The sequence below is a fragment of the Kitasatospora sp. NPDC114501 genome (assembly GCF_055633695.1).
In genome coordinates this window covers 211259-232108 of sequence record NZ_JBVKDS010000007.1, presented here as the reverse complement: position 1 = coordinate 232108, position 20850 = coordinate 211259, and the positions used below count along the sequence as shown (strand labels likewise).

Sequence of the window (20850 nt, the reverse complement as noted above, 5' to 3'; positions counted from 1 at the left end):
GCGCGCCGTCCCGCCCGGCGGCCCCGGTCCCGCCCCGCTGGACACCCCCGCCGAGCGCTACCGGATGCTGCGGCTGATCCGGGGTTTCGAGGAGCTGGCGCTCGGCCTGGTGAAGGCCGGCGCGGTCCCCGGCGGAATCCACCCGTACATCGGGCAGGAGGCCGTCGCGGTCGGCGTCTGCTCGGCGCTCGGCCCGGGCGACCGGCTCGCCAGCACCCACCGCGGCCACGGCCACGTGCTCGCCCGGGGCACCGCGCCGCACCGGCTGCTCGCCGAGCTCCTGGGACGGGTCGGCGGGTCGAACGGCGGCCGGGGCGGCTCCATGCACGCCGCCGACTTCTCGCTGGGCATCCTGGGCGCCAACGGCATGGTCGGCGCCGGCGCCCCGATCGCGGTCGGCGCCGCCTGGGCGGCCCGGGCCGCCTCGGCCGCCCCACCACTCGAACGGGCGACGCCCGACCGGGTGACCGCCGAAGGCTCCGCCGCCGAACCCGCGCCGGCCGCGGGCCGGACCCCGGTCGCGGTGGCCTTCTTCGGCGACGGCGCGCTCAACCAGGGCGTCCTGCTGGAGTCGCTCAACCTCGCCGCGATGTGGCGGCTGCCGGTGCTGTTCGTCTGCGAGGACAACGGCTACGCCACCACCCTGCCCGCCGCCACCGCCGTCGCGGGCAGCGCCACCGGCCGGGCCGCCGCCTTCGGCATCCCCGCCGAGGAGGTCGACGGCATGGACACCGAAGCCGTCCGGGCCGCCGCGCTGCGCGCCGTCGAACGGGCCCGGAGCGGCCGCGGCCCCGGCTTCCTCAACTGCCGCACCTACCGCTACGAGGGCCACCACACCATGGAGCGCCGGATGAAGCTGCGCTACCGCTCCGCCGAGGAGGTCGGGGCCTGGCGCGAGCGCGACCCGCTCCCCCGGGCCGCCGCGCCGCTCGACCCGGCCACGGTCGCCGACCTGGACCGGTCGGTGGCCGAACAGCTCGCCGCCGCCGAGGAGTTCGCGCTCGCCTCGGCGCACCCGGACCCGGCCGGCGCGCTGGACCACCTGTACGCCGACGGGCTGCGGCCCCGGGCGGGAGTGACATCGTGACCAGGCTCTCGTACACCAAGGCGCTCAACCGGGCGCTGGCCGACGAACTCGCCGCCGATCCGGCGGTCTGCGTCTTCGGCGAGGACATCGGCGCCGGCCTGGCCGGGCCGACCCTCGGCCTGCTGGACCGCTTCGGGCCGGAGCGGATCGTCGACACCCCGCTGTCCGAGCAGGCCTTCACCTCGATGGCGGTCGGTGCCGCGCTGGCCGGCCGGCGCCCGGTGCTGGAGTTCCAGATCCCGTCCCTGCTGTTCCTGGTCTTCGAGCAACTCGTCAACCAGGCGCACAAGTTCTCGCTGATGACCGGCGGCCAGGCCGGCGTCCCGCTGACCTGTCTGGTGCCCGGTTCGGGCTCCCGGGACGGCTGGGCCGGGCAGCACTCCGACCACCCGTACAGCCTGTTCGCGCACGCCGGGGTGAAGACCGTGGTGCCCGCCACCCCGACCGACGCCTACGGGCTGCTGCGCTCGGCGATCCGCGACCCGGACCCGGTCGTGGTGTTCGCGCCCGCCGCCGCGATGCCGGTGCGCGAGACCGTCACCTGGGACCTCGTCCCCGTCCCGCTCGGCCGGGCCCGGATCCACCGGACGGGCACCGACGTCACCGTGGTCGCCCTCGGACACCTGGTGCACGACGCCCTCGCAGTGGCCGAGGAACTGGCGCCGGACCTCTCGGTGGAGGTCCTCGACCCGCGCACGGTGTACCCCTTCGACTGGCAGGCGCTCGCCGACTCGCTGGAGCGCACCGGGCGCCTGGTCGTCCTGGACGACTCCAACCGCAGCTGCGGCTTCGGCGCCGAGGTGCTGGCCACCGCCGCCGAGGAGATGCGCCTGGTCGCCCCGCCCCGCCGGATCACCCGCCCGGACGGCGCCGTGCTGCCGTTCGCCCCCGCCCTCGACCGCGCCGTCCAGCCCGGCCGCGAGCAGCTGCGGCACGCGCTGGACCTCGTGATGAAGAACCGCTGACCGTACGGGAACACAGCAGGCCCACCGAGCCCCGACCTTCCAACGACCCGAGCAAGGAGTCGCGTTGTCCGCAAACCGCTTCCACTGGGACCGCTCGCACCCCGGGCTGACCAGCCTCCAGCAGGCCATCGACCCGCTCCGCCGGGAGGTGGTCGAGCACTCGGTGTACCGCTCGCTGACCGGCATCGAGCGCGTCCGCACCTTCCTCGGCAGCCACGTATTCGCCGTCTGGGACTTCATGTCGCTACTCAAGAGCCTTCAGCGCGACCTCACCTGCGTGGACGTGCCGTGGGTCCCGAACGGCCCGACCGCGAGCCGCCGGCTGATCAACGAGATCGTGCTGGTCGAGGAGAGCGACGAGCTCGGCGAGGGCTACACCAGCCACTTCGAGCTGTACGTGGAGGGCATGCGGCAGGCCGGCGCCGACCCGCGCCCGATCGAGGAGTTCCTGGCCCTGCTGGGCTCGGGCACCACCGTGCCGGACGCCCTGAAGAGTGCCGGAGTGCCGCAGCCGGCCCTGGACTTCACCTCCACCACCTGGTCGATCGTGGAGAACGCGCCGGTGCACTGCCGGGCCGCCGCCTTCGCCTTCGGCCGCGAGGACCTGATCCCGGACATGTTCGCCCAGGTCATCCGGATCGACGACCCCGAGGGCGCGCTCACCGTCTTCAAGGACTACCTGGCCCGCCACATCGAGGTCGACGGCGAGCAGCACACCCCGATGGCGATGCAGATGCTGATCGACCTGTGCGGCGACGACCAGAACAAGTGGGACTCCTGCGCCGAGACGGTCCGCACCGCGCTGCGCGCCCGGCTCCAGCTGTGGACCGCGATCGAACGGTCCTTCTAGACGACCTTGGGCAGGACGGCCGCCGAGGCGGGCGGCCGGTCCTCGGCCCGCCGGAAGCGGTGCAGCGCCGCCCGGCCCTCTGCTCCGCGCACCCGGGCGGCGAGCCGGGCCGGCAGCACCACGGTGGCCAGCCGGCCCTCGCCCCGGAACCCCTCGACCGTCCAACTGACCCAGGGAATCGGGTAGTTGGCGGCCGGGCTGAAGAGCACCGGGCGCCGCCCCTGGAAGCTCACCGCGTAGGCGCCGAAGCCGCTCCAGTTGGAGAAGCTGAACCGGCGCGCGCCCGGGTCGAAGCCCAGCGGCACGCAGTCGCGCAGCCGCGAGCGGCCGAGGGTGGCCAGGAACCACAGGTTGGCGCGGAGGTTGAGGTGCGCGGTCGGGAACTCCTCGACCGCCGTGCGCAGCGCGCCGGCCAGCACCGCCGGACCGTCCTCGGGCCGGTGCGGCAGATGGACCTCGCTCAGCAGGTTGCCCACCAGCGCGGGCGACAGGCCCAGCCAGCGGCGCGCGTTGACCGGCACGGTCAGCATCCGCTCGGCGTCGTCCCCGTCCAACTCCCGTAGGGTGCCGAGGAGGTGGGCGCAGAGCACGTCCCCGGAGGACAGCCGCCGCCCGGCCGCGGCACCGAACTCCTCGCGCATCCGTGCCAGTTCGGCGTCGGTGAAGGCGATCTGGACGATCCGGTTGGCGCGCGGGCCGACCGCCACCTCATGGGCCAGCAGTTCCGCCTCCGCCGCCGAGGGCACCCGGAAGCCGGGCCGCCCGCAGTCCTCGGCGGGCAGCACCTCGGCCAGCAACGCGTCCTGGTCGTCGACCAGTTCGGCCGCCGGCAGCGGCTCGCCCTCGACCGCCGCGGACCAGCTCCGCAGCAGCAGCATGAAGCTGTGCAGATCGCCGACCGCATGGTGCCAGGAGCAGCCGAGCACCGTCCCGCCGTCGGCCGTGCGGGTCATCCGCACGGTGAGCAGTGGGACACCGCCGTGGCGCGCGGCGGGGGCGTCCAGCGGGGCGACCAGTTCGGAGCCGGGCGCCGTCACCCGGCCCATCGCCTCGGCGAGCGTGCCCTCCACGGTGTAGACCTCGAACGGCACGCCGGTGTCGTCGCAGACCGCTTCCAGGACGCCCTCGACGGTGCGCAGCCGTCCGGCGAAGACCGGTACCCGTTCCAGCGCGCGGGCCAGGCCGGCGGCGAGCCGGTCGTCGTCCAGCGGGTGCTCGAAGCAGAGCACGACCGAGACGGCGAGGTCGGCGAGCATGGTGTCCATCAGCCCGCAGCGCAGCACCCGGTCGGTGGCCCCGCCGGCCCGGACGGTCCGGGATCGTCGCAACTGCGGCCAGATGCTCATGGGTTCCGTTCCGAAGCAGTCGACGGCCTCCGGCGCCGCGCGATCCGCGGCCACGCCGAACGATAGTGGTGTACGGAGGCAGTGGTCCAGTCCAATCCCGCACTCCGGTCCGGCCCTTCGACCGCCGCGTCGGCAGCGGCGGCGATAGAATGCCGAGCATGGGAGAGCGCCCCGGCGCACCCACCGCGCCGCCCCTCGTACTGGTCACCGACACCGACTCGCAGCTGATCGACCCGGCCCGGGCCTACCGCCTCGGCCGCGACCCGACCAGCGAGATCGTCCTGGACGACCCCCGGGTCTCCTGGCACCACGCGGTCCTGCGTGCGACCGACGGCCACTGGCGGGTGGAGGACGTCGGCAGCACCAACGGCACCTACGACCACGGGCTGCGGGTCAGCAGCGAGGACGTCGGTCCGGGCACCCGGCTGCGCTTCGGCGATCCGGCCGCGGGCCCCTGCGTGACCTTCACCGACCCGGCCGCCCCGGCTCCGGCCCCGGCCCCCGCCTCCGCCCTCGACTCCGCCGCGGATCCCGTGCTCGCGGCGCGGGATCGCCCGTCGCTGGTCGCCCCCCAGCTCTCCGGCACGTTCCGCAGCCCGAGCGCAGTCCTGCGGCTGCCCGGGCACACCGTACGGATCGGCCGCGCGCCCGACAACGACCTGGTCCTGGACGACCTGGTGGTCTCCCGGCACCACGCCGAGCTGCGCGAGCTGCCCGACGGCGGCCACGAGATCGTCGACCTGGACAGCCACAACGGCACCTACCTCAACGGCAGCCCGGTCCGCCGGGCCCCGGTCGGCCCGGCCGACATCGTCGGCATCGGCCACTCCGCGCTCTGCCTGGCCGACGGCCGGCTGGTCGAGTACACCGACACCGGCGAGATCTCCCTGGACGTCCGGAACCTGGTGGTCCGGGTCGGCCCCGACCACCGGGTGCTGCTGGAGGACGTCGGCTTCCCGCTCGCCGAGAAGGCGCTGCTCGCGGTGGCCGGCCCCAGCGGCGCGGGCAAGTCCACCCTGCTCAACGCCCTCACCGGGCTGCGCCCCGCCGACGAGGGCACGGTGCTGTACGACGGCCGCGACCTCTACCGCGACTACGCCGAGCTGCGCCGCCGGATCGGCCTGGTGCCGCAGGACGACATCCTGCACACCCAGCTCACCGTCCGCCGCGCCCTGTCCTACGCCGCCGAGCTGCGCTTCCCCGGTGACACCGATCCGCAGGAGCGGGAGGCCCGGGTCACCGAGGTGATCCACGAGCTGGGCCTGGACGACCGGGCCGACCAGGTGATCGCCAGCCTCTCCGGCGGCCAGCGCAAGCGGGTCAGCGTCGCGCTGGAGCTGCTCACCAAGCCGTCCCTGCTCTTCCTGGACGAGCCGACCTCCGGCCTGGACCCGGGCATGGAGCGCTCGGTGATGCGGATGCTGCGCGGGCTGGCCGACGACGGCCGGACGGTGGTCGTGGTGACCCACAGCGTGCTCAGCCTGAACGTCTGCGACCGCCTGCTGGTGCTGGCCCCGGGCGGGCGGACGGCCTACTACGGGCCGCCCGGCGAGGCGCTGGAGTTCTTCGGCTTCGAGGAGTGGCCGGAGGCCTTCGAGGCCTTCGAGAACGAGGACCACGCGGCCTGGCAGCAGCGGTTCCGGCAGTCCCCGCAGTACGCGCGCTACGTCGCGGCCGGGGACGGGACGGCGCCGCACCCGCTCCCGCAGCCGTACGCGCCCCGGCGCGAGCCGGCCGCACCCGCGATCGGCCGGGAGAAGCCGCAGAGCTGGTTCTCCCAACTGGGCACCCTGGTGCGCCGGTACACCGCGGTGCTGGCCGCCGACCGGCTCTTCCTCACCGTCATGGTGGTGCTGCCCTTCGTGATCGGCCTGATGTGCCGGGCGATGGCCGGCTCCCGGCTCTCCCCCGAGAACGCCGTGAACTGCCTGCTCACGCTCTGCATCGGCGGGCTGCTCACCGGATCCGCCAACTCGGTGCGCGAGCTGGTCAAGGAACGAGCGATCTACCGGCGGGAGCGGGTGGTCGGGCTCTCCAGATCGGCCTACCTGGTCTCCAAGGTGGTGGTGCTGGGCACGGTCACGGCGGCCCAGGCCGTCGTCCTGACCGTGGTCGGCCTGGCCGGGGTGGACCTGTCCTTCGCGGTGCCGACCGGCGTGGTGATGCCGCAGCTGCCCGAGCTGATCATCGCGGTCGCGCTGCTCGCCTTCTCGGCGATGATGCTCGGCCTGGTGGTCTCGGCGCTGGTGGACAAGGAGGAGGCCACCATGCCGCTGCTGGTGCTCCTCTCGGTGGTGCAGATCGTCTTCAGCGGCCTGATGCTCAAGCTGCACGGCGTCCCGGGGCTGGAGCAGTTCGCCTGGCTGATCCCGTCCCGCTGGGGCCTGTCGGCGATGGCGCGCACCGTCGAGCTGCACGGCATCTTCCCGAACGCGATCACCGCCGACCCGATGTTCGGCCACCAGCGCTCCGGCTGGCTGCTGAGCATGGTGCTGCTGCCCGCACTGTCGCTGCTGTACGGCCTGGTGGTGCTGGCCCTGCTGCGGCGGCACGAGCCCAGCATCATGCGGCGGTGACCCGCCCATGGACGAGTTCGCCTTCCGCCCCACCCACGTCGCCCCACCGGACGGGATGGCCTCCTGGGAGACGCCGGACCCGGGCCGGCCCGCCGCCCGGCTCGACCCGCTGCTGCCACTGCGGCTGCTCGACCGCCGGGGCGACTGGGCCCGGATCCTCTGCGCCAACGGCTGGACCGCCTGGGTGGACGGCCGGCTGCTGGTCGCCCTGCCGCATCCGCCGCCCACCGCCGGGGGCCCGCCCGCGCGGACCGCCGACCCCCGCCCGGCGCTCGCCGAGGCCGGGAGCGCACTCGCCCGCTACCGCGCCCTGCTGGAGGACCTCGCCACCGGCGCCCTCGACCTGGAGGCCTTCCGGGAGCGCACCCGCGGCCTGCGGATCGGCCTGGTGGTCGACGGCGAGGCGCTCTGGCTGTTCGATCCGGTGCACGACCGCTGGTGCTACGGCGACGGGCTCCAGCTCCAGACGTACGCGGCCGCCGACCACCCGGCGGCGCCCGCCTCCCCGCGCTCCCCCGGCCTGCCGCCCTTGCACAGCCCGTCCGCCCCCACCCGGACCGGTGAGCCGTGACCTCCGCCGAGCGGCCGTCCGCCGAGGGCCCTGTCGCCGGGACGCCTCCCGTCGACCGGTCCACCGCCGAGCGGGACGCCCCCGTCCTGCCCGCCGGGCTGGTCGGGCGGCAGGTCGCCGGCTACCGGCTGGAGCAGGAGGTCGGGCGCGGCGGCATGGCCGTGGTCTACCGGGCCAAGGACCTGCGGCTCGGCCGGACCGTCGCCATCAAGCTGCTCGCCCCCGAGCTGGCCCGCAACGAGGTGTTCCGGCAGCGGTTCATGCACGAGTCGGAGGCCGCCGCCGCGATCGACCACCCCCACATCATCCCGGTGTTCGAGGCGGGCGAGCAGGACGGCATCCTGTTCCTCGCGATGCGCTACGTCGAGGGCGGCGACCTGCGCGCCCTGATCAACCGCTCCGGCCCGCTCCCGGTCGGGCGGAGCGTCCGGCTCGCGCTCCAGATCGCCTCGGCGCTGGACGCCGCGCACGGCCACGACCTGGTGCACCGGGACGTCAAGCCGGGCAACGTACTGGTCGCCGCCGGAACGGACAGCGAGCACCCGGAGCACCTGTACCTGGCGGACTTCGGCCTGACCAAGAAGTCCCTCTCGCTCAGCGGCCTGACCAGCGTCGGCCAGATCGTCGGCACGCTCGACTACGCGGCCCCCGAGCAGATCTCCGGCAAGCCGCTGGACGGGCGCTGCGACCAGTACGGCCTGGGCTGCGTGGTGTTCGAGATGCTCGCGGGCGCCCCGCCGTTCCGCCGGGAGAGCGACCTCGCGCTGCTCTGGGCGCACCTCAACGACCCGCCGCCCGGGGTGCGCGAGCACCGGCCCGAGCTGCCGCCCGCCGTCGAGGCGGTGGTGGCCCGGGCGCTGGCCAAGACGCCCGGGGAGCGCTATCCGAGCTGCCTGGGGTTCGTCGCCGCCCTGCGCGCGGCGAGCACCGCCGAGGCGCCGGAGCCGTGGCGCGCGGACGGACCGCCCACCCGGGTGGTCCCGGCGCTCGCCGCCGACCCTCCGGCGGTGCCGCGGCCGCCCGCCTGGGCTGCGGCGGTCGTCCACCCGCCGCCACCGTCGCCGCCCGGAGGGAGCCGTCCGCCATGAACGCCCTGAGTCAGGTCTTCGCGGTGGTCGCCGCGGCGGTCCACCTGATCGTCTGGCCGCTGGAGAGCTTCCTGTACGGGCATCCAGGGGTGCGCCGCCTGCTGACCGGCAGCACGGCGGACGCCCCGGAGGTCCGGCTGTGGCGCGTCAACGTGGGCTTCTACAACCTGTTCCTGGCGCTGGGCCTGGTCACCGGCCTGGTCCTGCTGCACACCGGGCACCCGGGTGCGGGGCGGGCGATGGTGCTCTACATCGCCGCGTTCATGGTCGCGGGCGGGACCACACTGTTCGTCTCGGAACCGAGGCTGTGGCGCGGGGCGCTCGGTCAAGCCGTCCCGGCGGCCATCATCCTTCTGGCCGAGGTTTTCTGACTCCGCATCATCGGTTTCACCGCCGTCCGGCGGGGCTACACTCCGCCTACCCCGCGAAGGTCGCGGAGGCTGGGGGTGGCAGACAGCAGTGGTCAAGATCCCGATCACCGACCGGTACGTCGTCGGTCTCGGTTGCCGAGTGAGCGTCGAACACGGGCCCACCGTGACGAAGGTGAACTGGCACGTCGCGCACCTGCCGGAGGGCGGCTCATCGCGGCCCACCGGCGGCAACCAGGAGATCGGCCTGATCTGCCCGCGCTGCCTGCGGTCCTTCTCGGTCCGGGTGGAGACCGCCACCAGGGCGCGGGTCAAGCAGCGGGTCCAGCGGCTGGTGGGCTGGCTGCTGGTGCTCTCGCTGCTGGCCACCGTCCCCCTGCTGATCCAGCTGGGCGGCCGAACCGTCGAGGAGGGCGACGACCAGGCGGTCGACAACATCGGCCTGCTCTTCGGCCTGGCGGCCGCGGGCGTGATCGTCGGCCCGTCGCTGCTGTTCGGGGCGAGCATGCACGACGGGGTCGGGAAGCTCCGGCTCATCCGGACGGACGGCCGCAAGACCAGATGGGTGCAGGGCCACCGGCTGTTCTGAGCCGGGCCGCGCCGCCTGTCAGCCCGTGTCCGTCACTCAGCGCCCCGTCAGCTCGCGCCGGTCGCCCGGTGTCCGTCACCCGCATCCGCCGGCGCCTCATCCGCGGGCACCTCGCCGCGGTGCCGCACCCGGGTGGCGAGCAGGGCGCCGAGCGCGCCGGTCAGCAGCCCCCAGCCCGCCGCGAGCGGCACCGCCGTCCAGAGCACCGGGCGCAGGGTGAGGCTGCCACTGCCCAGCCCCGTCAGCGGGTTGGCGCCGCCGAGCACGGCACCCAGCAGGTCGCCCAGGCCGCCCTGGCCGAGGCCGACGCCGAGCACGGAGAGCCCGTAGTCGGCGTCCACCCGGGTCCACAGGCCGACCAGCAGCACGGTGACGGCGGTGGCGAGCCCGAACCGGACGGCGTGCTGCCAGAGCCGGACGGTACGCGGCGAGCGGCGGGCCGCCAGGAAGGCGGCCGCCAGCAGCAGTACGGCGGCCAGCGGCAGCAGCCACCAGCTGCGCGCGTCCTGCTCCGCGAGGGTGCCGAGGTCGATGGTCGCCTGGCCGCCCCCGGGGGCGCGCAGCACGGCGCTGAGCGGTTTGGGGACGGGCAGGCCGAGCGCGCCGACCAGCCGGCCGTGCCACTCGGCGCCGAGCCCGACGCCGAAGGCGAGCCAGGCCAGGTCGGGCAGCGCGAGCAGGACCACGGCCAGGGTCTGCCGGGCGTTGCCGTGCACGACCGCGGTCAGCACCCCGGCCACCGCACCGATCGCCAGGTACGCCAGCAGGACCGTCCAGAGCGCGAACGCGGCTGGTCGGACTGCGAGTTGGTAGCGCACCAGGGCGGCCGGCAGCGGGGCGCGCCGGGACACCGCGAAGGTGGCCGCGAGGACCAGCAGCAGCCAGGCCAGTCCGATGCCGACGGTGGTCGGGCCGTCCGCGTGGAAGCCGACCTCCGGGGTGAGCCCGAGCGCGCCGCTGAGCGACTGCGCGAGGTCGCCGCCGAGCGGGACGACGAAGCTGTGCTGGGCGCCGACGGTGAGCAGCACCAGGGCGAGCAACCAGAGCAGCACCGTCCGGGCGATCCGCCCGAGCAGTTCACCGCCGCCCGCGACCGCGCGGAAGCGCAGCTGACGCAGGAACACCTCGGCCATCACGACCGCGCCGACCACCGAGACGCTCAGCGGCATCGCGGTGACCCCGGCCTCGAGGGCCGCGAAGTTCCCCGCCCCGCCGTCGAGTCGGACGGTTCCGCCGACGGCGAGCGCGAGCGTCGCGGCCAGTACGGCGGGGAAGCCGCCGTCCGGGAGGTCGTCGGCGCCGGCCAGCCAGAGGCCCAGCGCGGCCACCGCCGCCATCGCGACCAGCCCGGCCAGCACGACGGCGAGCGCGTCCAGCCAGCCGCGCACGGCGCCGGGCGGGCCCGCGGCCCGGGTGGTGGGCTGCTGCATGCCGCCTCCTCGTCGCTCGTCGGGTGCCCGGGGTCCGGCCGGGCCCAGGCTCGATCGGTCAGGGCGGCCCGGACGGCTCGATCGGCCGCCGGCCGGGTCCCGGCCGGCCTCCGGTGGGTTCCAGGGTGGCCGACGGACGGCGGCCACGCTCGGCGACGCTCCGGACACCTGCTGTTGCGACGAAGGGTCCGGCGGGGGAGAAAGGGAAGCCAGTGGCAGGAGCTTCCCGGGTCGGCCGTTCGGCCGGCCACCTGCGAAACGGAGCATCGATGACGTCCCAACCGCCTCCGTCCGGCTCGGCCGGCGAGCCCCCACACGGCCCCCCGTCCGGTCCCCCCTCCGGGCCGCTGGCCGGTCCACCGTCCGGCGGGGGTACGTCCGGACCGGCGTCCACGCCCCCGCCGCCCTCAGGTCCGTTCGGGGGCTCCGGCGCCTCCGGGTCAGGCGGCGGCGGGGGTGCGGGCGGGCCCGGCGGGCCGTCGTCCGGCGGCCCCGGCGCGCACACACCGTGGTGGCGCTCCCGGAAGGGGCTGGCCCTGGCCGCGGGCACGGTGGCGGTGGCCGTGGTGGCCACCGTACTGATCACCACCAACAAGGGTGGTCACGACACGACCGTGCCGACCGCGAACGAGGTCGCCCTGCAGACCCCGGCCGATCCCGGGCCGGACCCGTTCACCCCGTCGGTGGAGACCCAGGGGGTGAGCGCGCCCGCACCCGCCCCCGTCACCCCGACGGCGCAGCAGCCGGGCGGCACCTCACCCAAGAGCACGTCGCCGGCGGCGCTCCACAGCGTCGAGGGCGGCTCCGCCGGGCTGTACGCCGGGACGATGAACAAGCCGAGCTGCGACACCGAGCGCCTGATCGGGATGGTCTCGACCGGGGACGCCGGACGTGCCTGGGCCTCGGCGGCCGGCATCGCGCAGGCCGACATCCCCGGCTATCTGCGCTCGCTGACCTCCGCCTACCTGCGGGTGGACACCCGGGTGACCAACCACAACTACAAGAGCGGCGCGGTGGTCGAGTACCAGTCCGCGCTCCAGGCGGGAACCGCCGTCCTGGTGGACTCCCAGGGCGTGCCCCGGGTGCGCTGCTCCTGCGGCAACCCGCTGAAGCCGCCGAAGCTGGTGAGCAACGCCAAGTACACCGGGAAGCCCTGGACGGGCTTCCAACCGACCACGCTGATCGTGGTCGTGCCCGCACCGCGGCCGGTGACCGAGATCATCCTGGTGAACGTCGAGACCGGCGGGTGGTTCGCCCGGGCGACCGGGCGGATCGAGATCGTGGACCGGCACGTCGAGCCGCCGAAGGGGCCGCTGGTGCCCGGCATCCCGGCGCCGGGCCCCTGGAAGCCGTCCACGCCCTCGGGTTCGGCGACGGCCTCCGGCGCCACCACCTCCGGAGCCACGAAGTCCGGCCCCAGCTCCTCGGGTGCGACCAGCTCCGGGGCCACCTCGTCCGGACCGAGTTCCTCGGGCGCGACCAGCTCCGGAGCCACGTCCTCGACCGGTTCGGGCCAGCCGTCCGGGTCGACCGCCACGACGGGCACGCCCTCCGCCTCGACCGGCACCTCGACGGCCACCCGGTCACCGACCGGCACCACCTCGAGCGCCCCGACGGCGACCGGCACCGGCACGACCAGCGCGGGCACGACGACCACCGGTACGACCACCACCGCCACCGGCCCGAACACGCCGACCGCGACCTGCGCGACCACCGCGCCGTCCACCCTGCCGCCCTGCCCGACCACCCCGGCCGCCACGCAGAGCTGACCCGCTGGGGCCGCCCCGGCACGGGCCGACCTGACGCGCCCCACCCCCGCTGCCACCGGCCGCCACCGGCCGGTGGCAGCGGCACGCCTCAGGGAAGCAGCACCTGCGCGTCCTCGGGCCCGAGGACGCGGCCGTCCGCCGAGCGCACCTCGACCGGCGCGACGGGCGTGCCGGACTCGCGGTCCACCAGGCGCGCCCGGGGCTCGCCCTCCTGGAAGAACCACTGGTCACCCCACTGCCGCAGCGCCGTGATCACCGGGAACAGCGCGCGGCCCTTCTCGGTGAGCACGTACTCCTGGTACGGGCTGCCGTCGGCGGCCGGGGCGAGGTCGAACACGCCGTTGGCGACCAGGTTGGCCAGGCGCGAGGACAGGATGTTCTTGGCCAGGCCGAGGTTCTTCTGGAACTGTCCGAAGCGGCGCAGCCCGTCGAAGGCGTCCCGGACGATCAGCAGCGTCCACCCGTCGCCGACGACATCGAGCGGACGGGCGACCGGGCAGGTCGATTCCTCGTGCGTGGTGCGTTTCGGCACTTCTCCCACCTCTCAGCTGCCGCCTGTCGCCTGTCACCGGCCGGCGCCCAGCGTACCGATCCAGACGTGGTTGCTTATTAAAACCAGGATATGCCATGGTGCTGCGGTAGCACTTTGAAACCACCGCGCCCTCCGAGGGAGTCCCGCCCATGACCTCTCCCGCCCGCACCACCACATCGGCCACCTCCGATCCGGCTGCCGCATCCGCCACCTCCGGGGCCCCACCGCGCGGCCTGTCACCCGTCGTCGCCTGGCTGCTCTCCGTCGCCTGCGGCCTCGCCGTCGCCAACGTCTACTACTCGCAACCGCTGCTCGACCTGATCGCCCGCGACTACGGCATCGACCCGGCGACCATCGGCCTGGTCGGCACCCTCACCCAGACGGGCTACGCCCTGGGCCTGCTGCTGCTCGTGCCGCTCGGCGACCACGTCAACCGCCGCACCCTGATCACCGCCCAGCTCGGGCTGTCCGTCCTCGCCCTCCTCGCCGTCGCGCTCGCCCCCTCCGCTCCGCTGCTGCTCGCCGCGATGGCCGCCGTCGGCGTCCTCGCGGTCGTCGCCCAGGTGGTCGTCGCCTACTCCGCCCAACTCGCCGCGCCGGGCGACCAGGGCCGGGTGGTCGGCACCGTGACCAGCGGCATCGTGGTCGGCATCCTGCTCGCCCGCACCGTCGCCGGAACCATCGGCGACCTGGCCGGCTGGCGCGCCGTCTACGTCGCCTCCGCCGCCGCGACCGCCGCCATGGCCCTGGCCGTCGCGGCCGCCGTCCCGTCCGAGCGGCACCGGGCGGCCGAACGGATCGGCTACCCGCGCCTGGTCGGCTCGGTGTTCGTGCTCTTCGCGCAGGAGCGCGTGCTCCGGGTCCGGGCCGTCCTCGCGCTGCTCAGCTTCACCTCCATCACCGTCCTGCTCACCCCGATGGTGCTGCCGCTCGCCGCACCGCCCTTCGACCTCAGCCACACCCAGATCGGGCTCTTCGGGCTCGCCGGCGCCGCCGGAGCCCTCGGCGCCGGGTACGCCGGCCGCCAGGCCGACCGCGGCCGGGCCGAACGAACCGCCGGAATCGGCCTGTCGGCCATGCTGGTCGGCTGGCTCCCGGCCGCCCTGCTGCCGCACTCGGTCTGGTGGCTGGTGCTCGCCATGGTGGTGATCGACTACGGCCTGCAGTCCGTCCACGTCGCCAACCAGCACCTCCTCTACCAAGTCCGCCCCGAGGCGCAGAGCCGTCTGACCGCCGGCTACATGCTGCTCTACTCCGCCGGGTGCGGCGCGGGCGCGATCCTGTCCACCGTCGTCTACGACCACGGCGGCTGGACGGCCGTCTGCCTGCTCGGCGCCGCCACCAGCCTCACCGCGCTCGGCTACTGGTGGGCGGCGGCCCGCCGGTGACGGCCGCTCGGCTCCGGACCGCTCAACTCGCCGCCGGCACGGCCGTGGCGAGGACCTCGCGCAGCACCCGTATGCCCTCCCGCCACGCCGGACCCTCCGCCGTCTCGTCCCACAGCTCGGCGAGCTCGGACTCCTCCGCGACCACCCGGTCGAGCGCCTGCACCGCGAGCGGACGCAGCTCTGCGGCGAGCGGCGGCAGCGGCTCCTTGGGGCCGTAGGCCGTGGTCACCGCCGCCCCGCCCGGGCACTGCGCCGCCACCAGCGCGGCGGCGGCGACCGCCTCGACCGCCTCGTCGGAGTCCAGGAACTCCTCCGCCCGGACGGCGCGCAGCAGCGCCGACCGCAGCAGCGCCTCACGCTCCCCCGGCGCCGCGTCGTCCAGGCCGCCGCCGAAGTCCGCCGCCGAGTCGTTGTCGAAGTGCCCGATGTCCCAGGTACCCATGCCCATCCCCTCACGCCACTCGTGTTCGTATGCGACGGATGCTTGCACACCCCACTGACAATTCGCCGGGCCGACGGATATTCGCTGGTCAGCGCGGCAACGATGGGGCATCGTACGGTCATGACCACCACTCAGGGGCTCGACCGGGACGGGTACATCGCACGGGAGGGCTCGCTCGACCGGGTGCCGCCGGCGTTCGCGCCGGTGGTCACCGCCGCCCGCGAGCGGATCACCGAGGCCTTCGCCCCGGTCCACCTGCACAGCGCCTACCTCTACGGCAGCATCCCGCGCGGCACCGCGACGCCCGGCGTCTCGGACCTCGACCTGCTGCTCGCCCTGCACCACGAGCCCACCGCCGCGGACCGGGCGGCCGCCGACGCCCTCGAAGCCTCGCTCGACGCCGAGTTCGCCCAGGTGGACGGCGTCGGCGTGCTGCTCTCCAGCACCGGCACACTGCTCAGCGAACCGGAGCGCCACGACCTGGGCTGGTTCGTCGCCTGCCTCTGCACCCCGCTGCTCGGCGAGGACCTCGCCACCCGGCTGCCCCGCTACCGCCCCACCTCACTGCTCGCCCGGGAGACCAACGGCGACCTCGCCCTGGTCCTCCCGAGCTGGCGCGAACGCCTGGCCGCCGCCGGCACCGAGGCCGACCTGCGCCGCCTCGCCCGCGTCGTCTCCCGCCGCCTGGTCCGCACCGGCTTCACCCTGGTCATGCCCCGCTGGGGCGGCTGGACGAGCGATCTCGCCACCTCCGCCGAGGCCTTCGCCGGCTACTACCCGGACCGCGCCGCCCAGTTGCGCCTGGCCGCCGACACCGCCCGCACCGCCAGCGCCGACCGCGCCGCCCTGGCCGTCCTCATCGACGACCTCGGCCCCTGGCTCGCCGCCGAATACGCCGCCGTCCACGGCGTGAAGGCACCCCGCCCGTGACGGACACCGGGAAGGCCCGGGACAGCGTCCAGAACGCCCTCGAAGCCACCGTAGGCACCGTCACCCCGCAGGTCGCGCCCCCGACCGCCGACGACCCGTACCGGTCTCACCGCTGACGACCCGCCCGAGGGGTCGCGTTTCGAGCCGGAGCACCGGTGCGGATCCCTTTCGGCATGACCCGAGGCGGCGGCGCCGTCCGCGCCGCCGAGCACCCACCGGACGGCGACGGGCGACCCCGGTTCCCGGTCCGCGGTAGGCCCTACGATCGTTCGTCATGACCTCCGCACTGATCCTCATCGACCTGATGCCGCGCATCATCGACCTCCCGCTCGCCCCGCACACCGGTGACGAAGTGCTCGCGCGCTGCCGCCAGTTGGCCGAGACGTTCCGGGCGAGCGGGCGGCCGGTGGTGCTGGTCCGGGTGGAGCGCCCGAACGTCGCCGAGCAGCCGCCGGGCAGCGACTTCGCCGACGGCCTGGTGCACGGCGGCGACGTCGTGGTGGTCAAGCGCACCATCGGCGCGTTCTACGGCACCGACCTGGACGAGCAGTTGCGCGGACTGGGTGCGGACACCCTGGTGATCGCCGGACTGGTCACCACGATGGGCGTCGAGTCCACCGCACGGGCCGCCGCGGACCACGGCTACCAACTGGAGTTCGTGGCCGACGCGATGTCCGGACTGGCCGCGGACGAGCACGAGTTCGCCGTGGAACGGATCTTCCCGCGCTTCGGCGAGGTGCGGAGCACCGCCGACTACCGCTGACGCCGGCCCGCTGACCACTCCCGACAGGTGTCGACCCGGGCCGGCGGCGCCGGCCCCGAAGTGACCGACCGGTCGCGCGTGCTGGTGCCGCTCACGCCCGGAAAGGTGTGAGCGGCCCCTCCTGGTCTTCGAGATCGATGAGGTCTTCCGCGAAGCGCGCCGAGTTCTCGGCCACCCGCACCATGCCGGACACCATCCGGAGGTGGAGAGGCTCAGGAGCCGCAGGTCGCCGCCTGGGACGGAGGCGATCCGGCCCCCGTTGCGGGAGCTCGCACGGTAGCCGCAGAACTCGGCTGCGGAACTCGGTTCACGAGATCCGGACGTGGCTTCCTCGCTCGCCCACGCGGGCCGCGCACCGGCTCGGGCCGGACGTCACACCCTCCTCAGGAGCTGGTCGAGGGCCTCAGCCGTCGCCTCGATGTCGGCGGTGGTGTGCGCCGTGCTGAGGAAGACCTTGCCGGACGGCATGAACAGGAAGCCTTGACGCAGCATCCCTTCGAGGATCACGGCCCAGAGGCCGCCGGTCCCGTGGAGGCCGGTGGCCCCGCCCGCGGGGACGTACTGGAGGAGCGAGCCGACCCGGTTGAAGCGGCCGAAGTCGGAGGACGCGCCGAGAGCGCCGCCGACGAGGGCTTCGAACTCGGACGAGGTCCTTTCGAGTTGCTCGTAGACGGCGGGATCGGCCAGGACGCGCATCGTCGCCTCGACGGCTGCCAGGGCGATCGGGTTGGCGTTGAAGGTGCCGGCGTGAACCACACCGGCGGTCACCTGATCGACCAGCTCTGCTCGGCCGACGACGGCGCTCTGGGTGAAGCCTCCGGCCATCGCCTTTCCGAAGACGGACAGGTCGGGTGGCACGCCGTACTTCTCGGCCGCCCCGCCCCGTGCGATCCGGAACCCGGCGATCACCTCGTCGAAGACCAGGACGACGCCGTGCCGGTCGCAGAGAGTGCGCAGCGTCGACAGGAACCGCGGTGCGGGCGCTTCGACGCCGGCGTTGCTCATCACCGGGTCGACGAGCACGGCGGCGATGTCGCGCTCGGCGGCCTCGCCCAGCAGGCGCTCGGCCAGGTGTACGTCGTTGAAGCGCGCCACGACCAGGTCGTCCAGCACGCTGGTCGACTGTCCCGGGCCGCCGGGTGATGCGGGGCGGTCGCAGTCGTCCTCGGACATGCCGGCGTACACGGTGTCGTGCCAGCCGTGATAGCTCTTGGCGAACTTGAGGACGCGACGCCGCCCGGTGGCGGCGCGCGCGAGGCGGAGCGCGACCTGCACCGCCTCCGTCCCCGTATTGCTCCACAGCAGTCGCTCGCCGTGCGGGACGGCCTCCAGGACCGCCTCCGCCGCGAGGTACTCCAAGGGGTGGCCGGTGCCGACGACCTGCATCCTGGTCACGACGTCGGACACCGCGGACACCACCCGCGAGTCACCGTGACCGAGCAGGAGCGGCCCCCAGGCCATCACGTAGTCGGTGTACCGGTCGCCGTCGAGGTCCCACACGTGGGCGCCGTGTGCCTCCCGCACGAAGAGCGGGTGAGGAGGCATCGCGGCGCGCAGGCCGGACCCCACACCGCCGCCGAGGCTGCGGCGGGCCCGCTCGAAGGCCAGTCGGGACGATTCCAGGGCCATGCGATGGCCACCGCCTTTCAGTACGTGATCACCGAGCGGATGCCGATGCCGGCCTTCAGTCGGTCGAAGCCTTCGTTGACGTCCTTCAGGTCGATCACTCGCGTCACGAGGGAGTCGAGGTCGATCCGGCCCTCCAGGTAGTGGTCGATCAACAGGGGGAAGTCCGAATCCGGCGTGCTGGAGCCGTAGTTCGACCCGATGAGGGAGAGCTCCTGGTCGGACATGACGAACGGGTCGATGGAGATCCGCACACCGTCCGCCACCTGCCCGGCGACCACCGCCGTGCCGCCCCGGGCGAGGACCGCGTAGGCAGCCTCGATGGTGCGCGGCAGCCCGATGGCCTCGATGGCCACCTCCACGCCGCGTCCGTCGGTGAGCTGGGAGATCCGCTCGGCGAGGTCCTCGCCGCGGTTGTCGATCACGTGGGTGGCGCCGAAGCGGCGGGCCTGCTCGAGCTTGTCGTCGGAGACGTCGGCGGCGATGATCTTCCGGGCGCCGACGAGTCGGGCGCCCTGGATCGCGTTGAGGCCGACGCCGCCGCAGCCGAGGACCAGCACGGTGTCGCTCGGACGCACCTTGGCGGTGTTGACGGCCGCGCCGACACCGGTGGTGACGGCGCATCCGACCAGGGCGGCCTGGGGGAACGGCGCGTCCTGGCGGACGGCGATCGCCGCCGACTCGGGCACCATGGCGTACTGCCCGAACGTTCCCAGGCCCGCGAAACTGTAGACGTCGCCCCCGTCCGCGGACGTGACGCGGGACCGGCCGTCGAACGACAGGTGGTTCGCCGAGTGCCGGCTGACCATGTCGCACAGGACCGGCCTGCCGCCGACGCAGTGGCGGCAGCGCCGGCACGACGGCGTCCACGACAGCACCACGTGGTCGCCCTGCTTGAGGGTCGTGACGCCTTCGCCGACGCGCTCGACCGTCCCGGCCCCTTCGTGGCCGAGGATCATCGGCGACGGCACCTCCCACTCGCCGACCAGCGCGTGGAGGTCGCTGTGGCAGAGCCCGCTCGCTCCGAGCCGCACGAGCACCTCGCCGGGCGGGGGTGTCGAGGGGAGGGAGACCCGCTCGATGGTCAGCGGCGCGCCCGGGGCCCGGAGGACGGCGGCGTCGAACTCGATGGTCATGACGGGTTTCCTCCCGTGGGCTGCGCCGGACGGGTCGCAGCGGTGCGGATGAGCTTGCGGTTGGCGAACTCGTCGATTCCGGCCCGGCCCAGTTCCCGGCCGAAGCCGGACCGCTTGACCCCGCCGAAGGGCAGTTCGGCGCCTTCGAGGCCGACGCCGTTGACGAAGACCATGCCCGCGTCGATCCGGTCGGCGACGCGTGCCGCCTGGTCGGCGTCGGTCGTGAACAGGTAGGAGCCCAGTCCGTACGGTGTGGCGTTCGCCAGTTCGACCGCCTCGTCCTCGGACCGGGCCCGGTGGAGGATCGCGACGGGGCCGAAGAGCTCCTCGGCGGCCGTGGGCGAGGTCGGCGACACGTCCGTCAGGACGCCGGGCGGGAAGTGCGCCCCTTCGCGCTGCCGTGCGGAGACGAAAGTCGCTCCGTGGTCGACGGCTCGCCCGACCTGCTCCTCCAAGTACTCGGCGGCGGCGACCGAGGACAGCGGCGCCAGGCCGTCGGTCATGGCGAGCACCTTGTGGATGAACGCGTCGAGGAAGGCGTCGTAGAGGTCGTCGGCGACGATGAACCGCTTCGCGCCGTTGCACGCCTGCCCGGTGTTCTCGAACCGGGCCTCGACCGCCGCTCGGACCGTGGCGTCGAGGTCGTCGGTCGACAGCACGACGAAGGGGTCCGAGCCGCCCAGTTCGAGCACCACCTTCTTGAGGCTGCGCCCGGCCTGCGCGGCCACCTCCGCGCCGGCCCGCTCCGAACCGGTGAAGGAGACCCCCTGCACCCGGGGGTCCGCGATGGCGACGGCGATCTGCTCGCGGGTGGCGTAGACGTTGACGTAGCAGCCCTCGGGAGCGCCCGCATCCGCGAACAGCCGCTGGAGGGCAGCGGACGACTCCGGACACTGCGACGCGTGCTTGAGCACGATGGTGTTGCCCAGTGCGAGGTTCGGTGCGGCGAACCGGGCCACCTGGTAGTACGGGTAGTTCCAGGGCATGATCCCCAGGAGCACGCCGATCGGCTGGCGGCGGACGAGAGCGGTGCCCTCTCCCCCCAGGAGCTCGATCGGCTCGTCGGCGAGGAACGCCTCCGCGTTCTCGGCGTAGTACCGGTAGATGGAGGCGCTGAACTCGACCTCCGCGAGGGCCTGGTCCAGCGGCTTGCCCATCTCCCGCCGGATGATCGCGGCGAGCTGCGCGCCGCGCTCCTCGTGCAGGTCGGCGACGGCGCTCAACAGCCAGGCGCGCTGGGCGACGGAGGTCTGCTTCGACCAGTGCGGGTAGGCCTTCGCCGCCGCGTCGAGCGCCCCGTCGACGGCCTGGTCCGTCGCGGTGGGGTACTCCTCGACCACCGTGCCGTCGGCGGGGTCCACCACCGCGTACACATGCCTGTTCGCCATCCTGAC

The 20850-nt window shown here is 74.1% G+C and carries 19 protein-coding genes; 12 read left to right on the top strand and 7 right to left on the bottom strand.

The features are described 5' to 3' along the window. The first annotated feature begins 64 nt into the window (after positions 1–64). The 3 genes from ACZ7RU_RS15370 to ACZ7RU_RS15360 all read left to right on the top strand — a co-directional run bounded on the left by ACZ7RU_RS15370 (position 65) and on the right by ACZ7RU_RS15360 (position 2902). Positions 65–1087, top strand: coding sequence for a thiamine pyrophosphate-dependent dehydrogenase E1 component subunit alpha (locus ACZ7RU_RS15370; protein ID WP_470341570.1), 1023 nt, complete (start codon positions 65–67; stop codon positions 1085–1087). After that, entirely contained in the window at positions 1084–2052 is a 969-nt protein-coding gene (locus ACZ7RU_RS15365) for an alpha-ketoacid dehydrogenase subunit beta (RefSeq protein ID WP_470341425.1), read from the top strand. Before ACZ7RU_RS15370 ends, ACZ7RU_RS15365 begins: the two co-directional genes overlap by 4 nt. 64 nt (positions 2053–2116) lie before the next feature. Next, entirely contained in the window at positions 2117–2902 is a 786-nt protein-coding gene (locus ACZ7RU_RS15360) for a DUF3050 domain-containing protein (RefSeq protein WP_470341424.1), read from the top strand. Here the strand turns inward: ACZ7RU_RS15360 and ACZ7RU_RS15355 are convergent. Then, positions 2899–4248, bottom strand: a complete 1350-nt coding sequence (locus ACZ7RU_RS15355; protein WP_470341423.1) for an acyltransferase — start codon at positions 4246–4248, stop codon at positions 2899–2901. The two genes, ACZ7RU_RS15360 and ACZ7RU_RS15355, sit on opposite strands and share 4 nt — an antisense overlap. A 158-nt stretch (positions 4249–4406) precedes the next feature. Between ACZ7RU_RS15355 and ACZ7RU_RS15350 the strand changes: the two genes are divergently transcribed. The 5 genes from ACZ7RU_RS15350 to ACZ7RU_RS15330 all read left to right on the top strand — a co-directional run bounded on the left by ACZ7RU_RS15350 (position 4407) and on the right by ACZ7RU_RS15330 (position 9440). Next, on the top strand, positions 4407–6824 hold the full coding sequence (locus ACZ7RU_RS15350) for an ABC transporter ATP-binding protein/permease (RefSeq protein ID WP_470341422.1): 2418 nt from the start codon (positions 4407–4409) through the stop codon (positions 6822–6824). A 7-nt stretch (positions 6825–6831) separates the two neighbouring features. Next, positions 6832–7395: a hypothetical protein gene (locus tag ACZ7RU_RS15345; RefSeq protein WP_470341421.1), complete on the top strand. Its 564-nt coding sequence runs from the start codon at positions 6832–6834 to the stop codon at positions 7393–7395. Between the two features lie 86 nt (positions 7396–7481). Further along, positions 7482–8483, top strand: coding sequence for a serine/threonine-protein kinase (locus tag ACZ7RU_RS15340; protein WP_470341569.1), 1002 nt, complete (start codon positions 7482–7484; stop codon positions 8481–8483). After that, positions 8480–8854, top strand: coding sequence for a DUF1304 domain-containing protein (locus ACZ7RU_RS15335; RefSeq protein ID WP_470341420.1), 375 nt, complete (start codon positions 8480–8482; stop codon positions 8852–8854). The genes ACZ7RU_RS15340 and ACZ7RU_RS15335 overlap by 4 nt, the downstream gene beginning before the upstream one ends. Before the next feature lie 172 nt (positions 8855–9026). Further along, positions 9027–9440, top strand: coding sequence for a hypothetical protein (locus ACZ7RU_RS15330; RefSeq protein ID WP_470341419.1), 414 nt, complete (start codon positions 9027–9029; stop codon positions 9438–9440). Positions 9441–9487: 47 nt separating this feature from the next. Here ACZ7RU_RS15330 and ACZ7RU_RS15325 read toward each other — a convergent pair whose 3' ends face one another. Beyond that, positions 9488–10870 (bottom strand): streptophobe family protein, encoded by a 1383-nt coding sequence (locus ACZ7RU_RS15325; protein WP_470341418.1) that lies wholly within the window; start codon positions 10868–10870, stop codon positions 9488–9490. A 566-nt stretch (positions 10871–11436) separates the two neighbouring features. Between ACZ7RU_RS15325 and ACZ7RU_RS15320 the strand changes: the two genes are divergently transcribed. Beyond that, entirely contained in the window at positions 11437–12639 is a 1203-nt protein-coding gene (locus ACZ7RU_RS15320) for a DUF6777 domain-containing protein (RefSeq protein WP_470341417.1), read from the top strand. Positions 12640–12727: 88 nt separating this feature from the next. Here ACZ7RU_RS15320 and ACZ7RU_RS15315 read toward each other — a convergent pair whose 3' ends face one another. Then, complete coding sequence (locus tag ACZ7RU_RS15315; RefSeq protein WP_470341416.1) at positions 12728–13171, bottom strand: winged helix-turn-helix transcriptional regulator; 444 nt, start codon at positions 13169–13171, stop codon at positions 12728–12730. A gap of 149 nt (positions 13172–13320) precedes the next feature. On the opposite strand from ACZ7RU_RS15315, the gene ACZ7RU_RS15310 reads away from it, so the two are divergent. Then, the gene (locus tag ACZ7RU_RS15310) at positions 13321–14559 is read left to right on the top strand and encodes an MFS transporter (protein ID WP_470341415.1); all 1239 of its coding nucleotides are present in this window, start codon (positions 13321–13323) and stop codon (positions 14557–14559) included. Positions 14560–14581: 22 nt separating this feature from the next. On the opposite strand, the gene ACZ7RU_RS15305 is transcribed toward ACZ7RU_RS15310, so the two are convergent. Continuing rightward, positions 14582–15001 (bottom strand): DUF4259 domain-containing protein, encoded by a 420-nt coding sequence (locus tag ACZ7RU_RS15305; RefSeq protein WP_470341414.1) that lies wholly within the window; start codon positions 14999–15001, stop codon positions 14582–14584. A gap of 120 nt (positions 15002–15121) precedes the next feature. Here ACZ7RU_RS15305 and ACZ7RU_RS15300 point away from each other — a divergent pair, with 120 nt between their 5' ends. Further along, positions 15122–15931 (top strand): nucleotidyltransferase domain-containing protein, encoded by an 810-nt coding sequence (locus ACZ7RU_RS15300; protein ID WP_470341413.1) that lies wholly within the window; start codon positions 15122–15124, stop codon positions 15929–15931. 274 nt (positions 15932–16205) lie between these two features. Continuing rightward, the gene (locus ACZ7RU_RS15295) at positions 16206–16694 is read left to right on the top strand and encodes an isochorismatase family protein (RefSeq protein WP_470341412.1); all 489 of its coding nucleotides are present in this window, start codon (positions 16206–16208) and stop codon (positions 16692–16694) included. A gap of 372 nt (positions 16695–17066) precedes the next feature. On the opposite strand, the gene ACZ7RU_RS15290 is transcribed toward ACZ7RU_RS15295, so the two are convergent. The 3 genes from ACZ7RU_RS15290 to ACZ7RU_RS15280 are packed head-to-tail and all read right to left on the bottom strand — an operon-like array spanning position 17067 to position 20844. Continuing rightward, positions 17067–18323, bottom strand: a complete 1257-nt coding sequence (locus ACZ7RU_RS15290) for an aspartate aminotransferase family protein (protein WP_470341411.1) — start codon at positions 18321–18323, stop codon at positions 17067–17069. A 17-nt stretch (positions 18324–18340) separates the two neighbouring features. Continuing rightward, a complete protein-coding gene (locus ACZ7RU_RS15285) occupies positions 18341–19456 on the bottom strand; it encodes a Zn-dependent alcohol dehydrogenase (protein WP_470341410.1) in 1116 nt (371 codons plus the stop codon). Beyond that, on the bottom strand, positions 19453–20844 hold the full coding sequence (locus ACZ7RU_RS15280) for an NAD-dependent succinate-semialdehyde dehydrogenase (RefSeq protein WP_470341409.1): 1392 nt from the start codon (positions 20842–20844) through the stop codon (positions 19453–19455). The genes ACZ7RU_RS15285 and ACZ7RU_RS15280 overlap by 4 nt, the downstream gene beginning before the upstream one ends. Positions 20845–20850 lie beyond the last annotated feature (6 nt).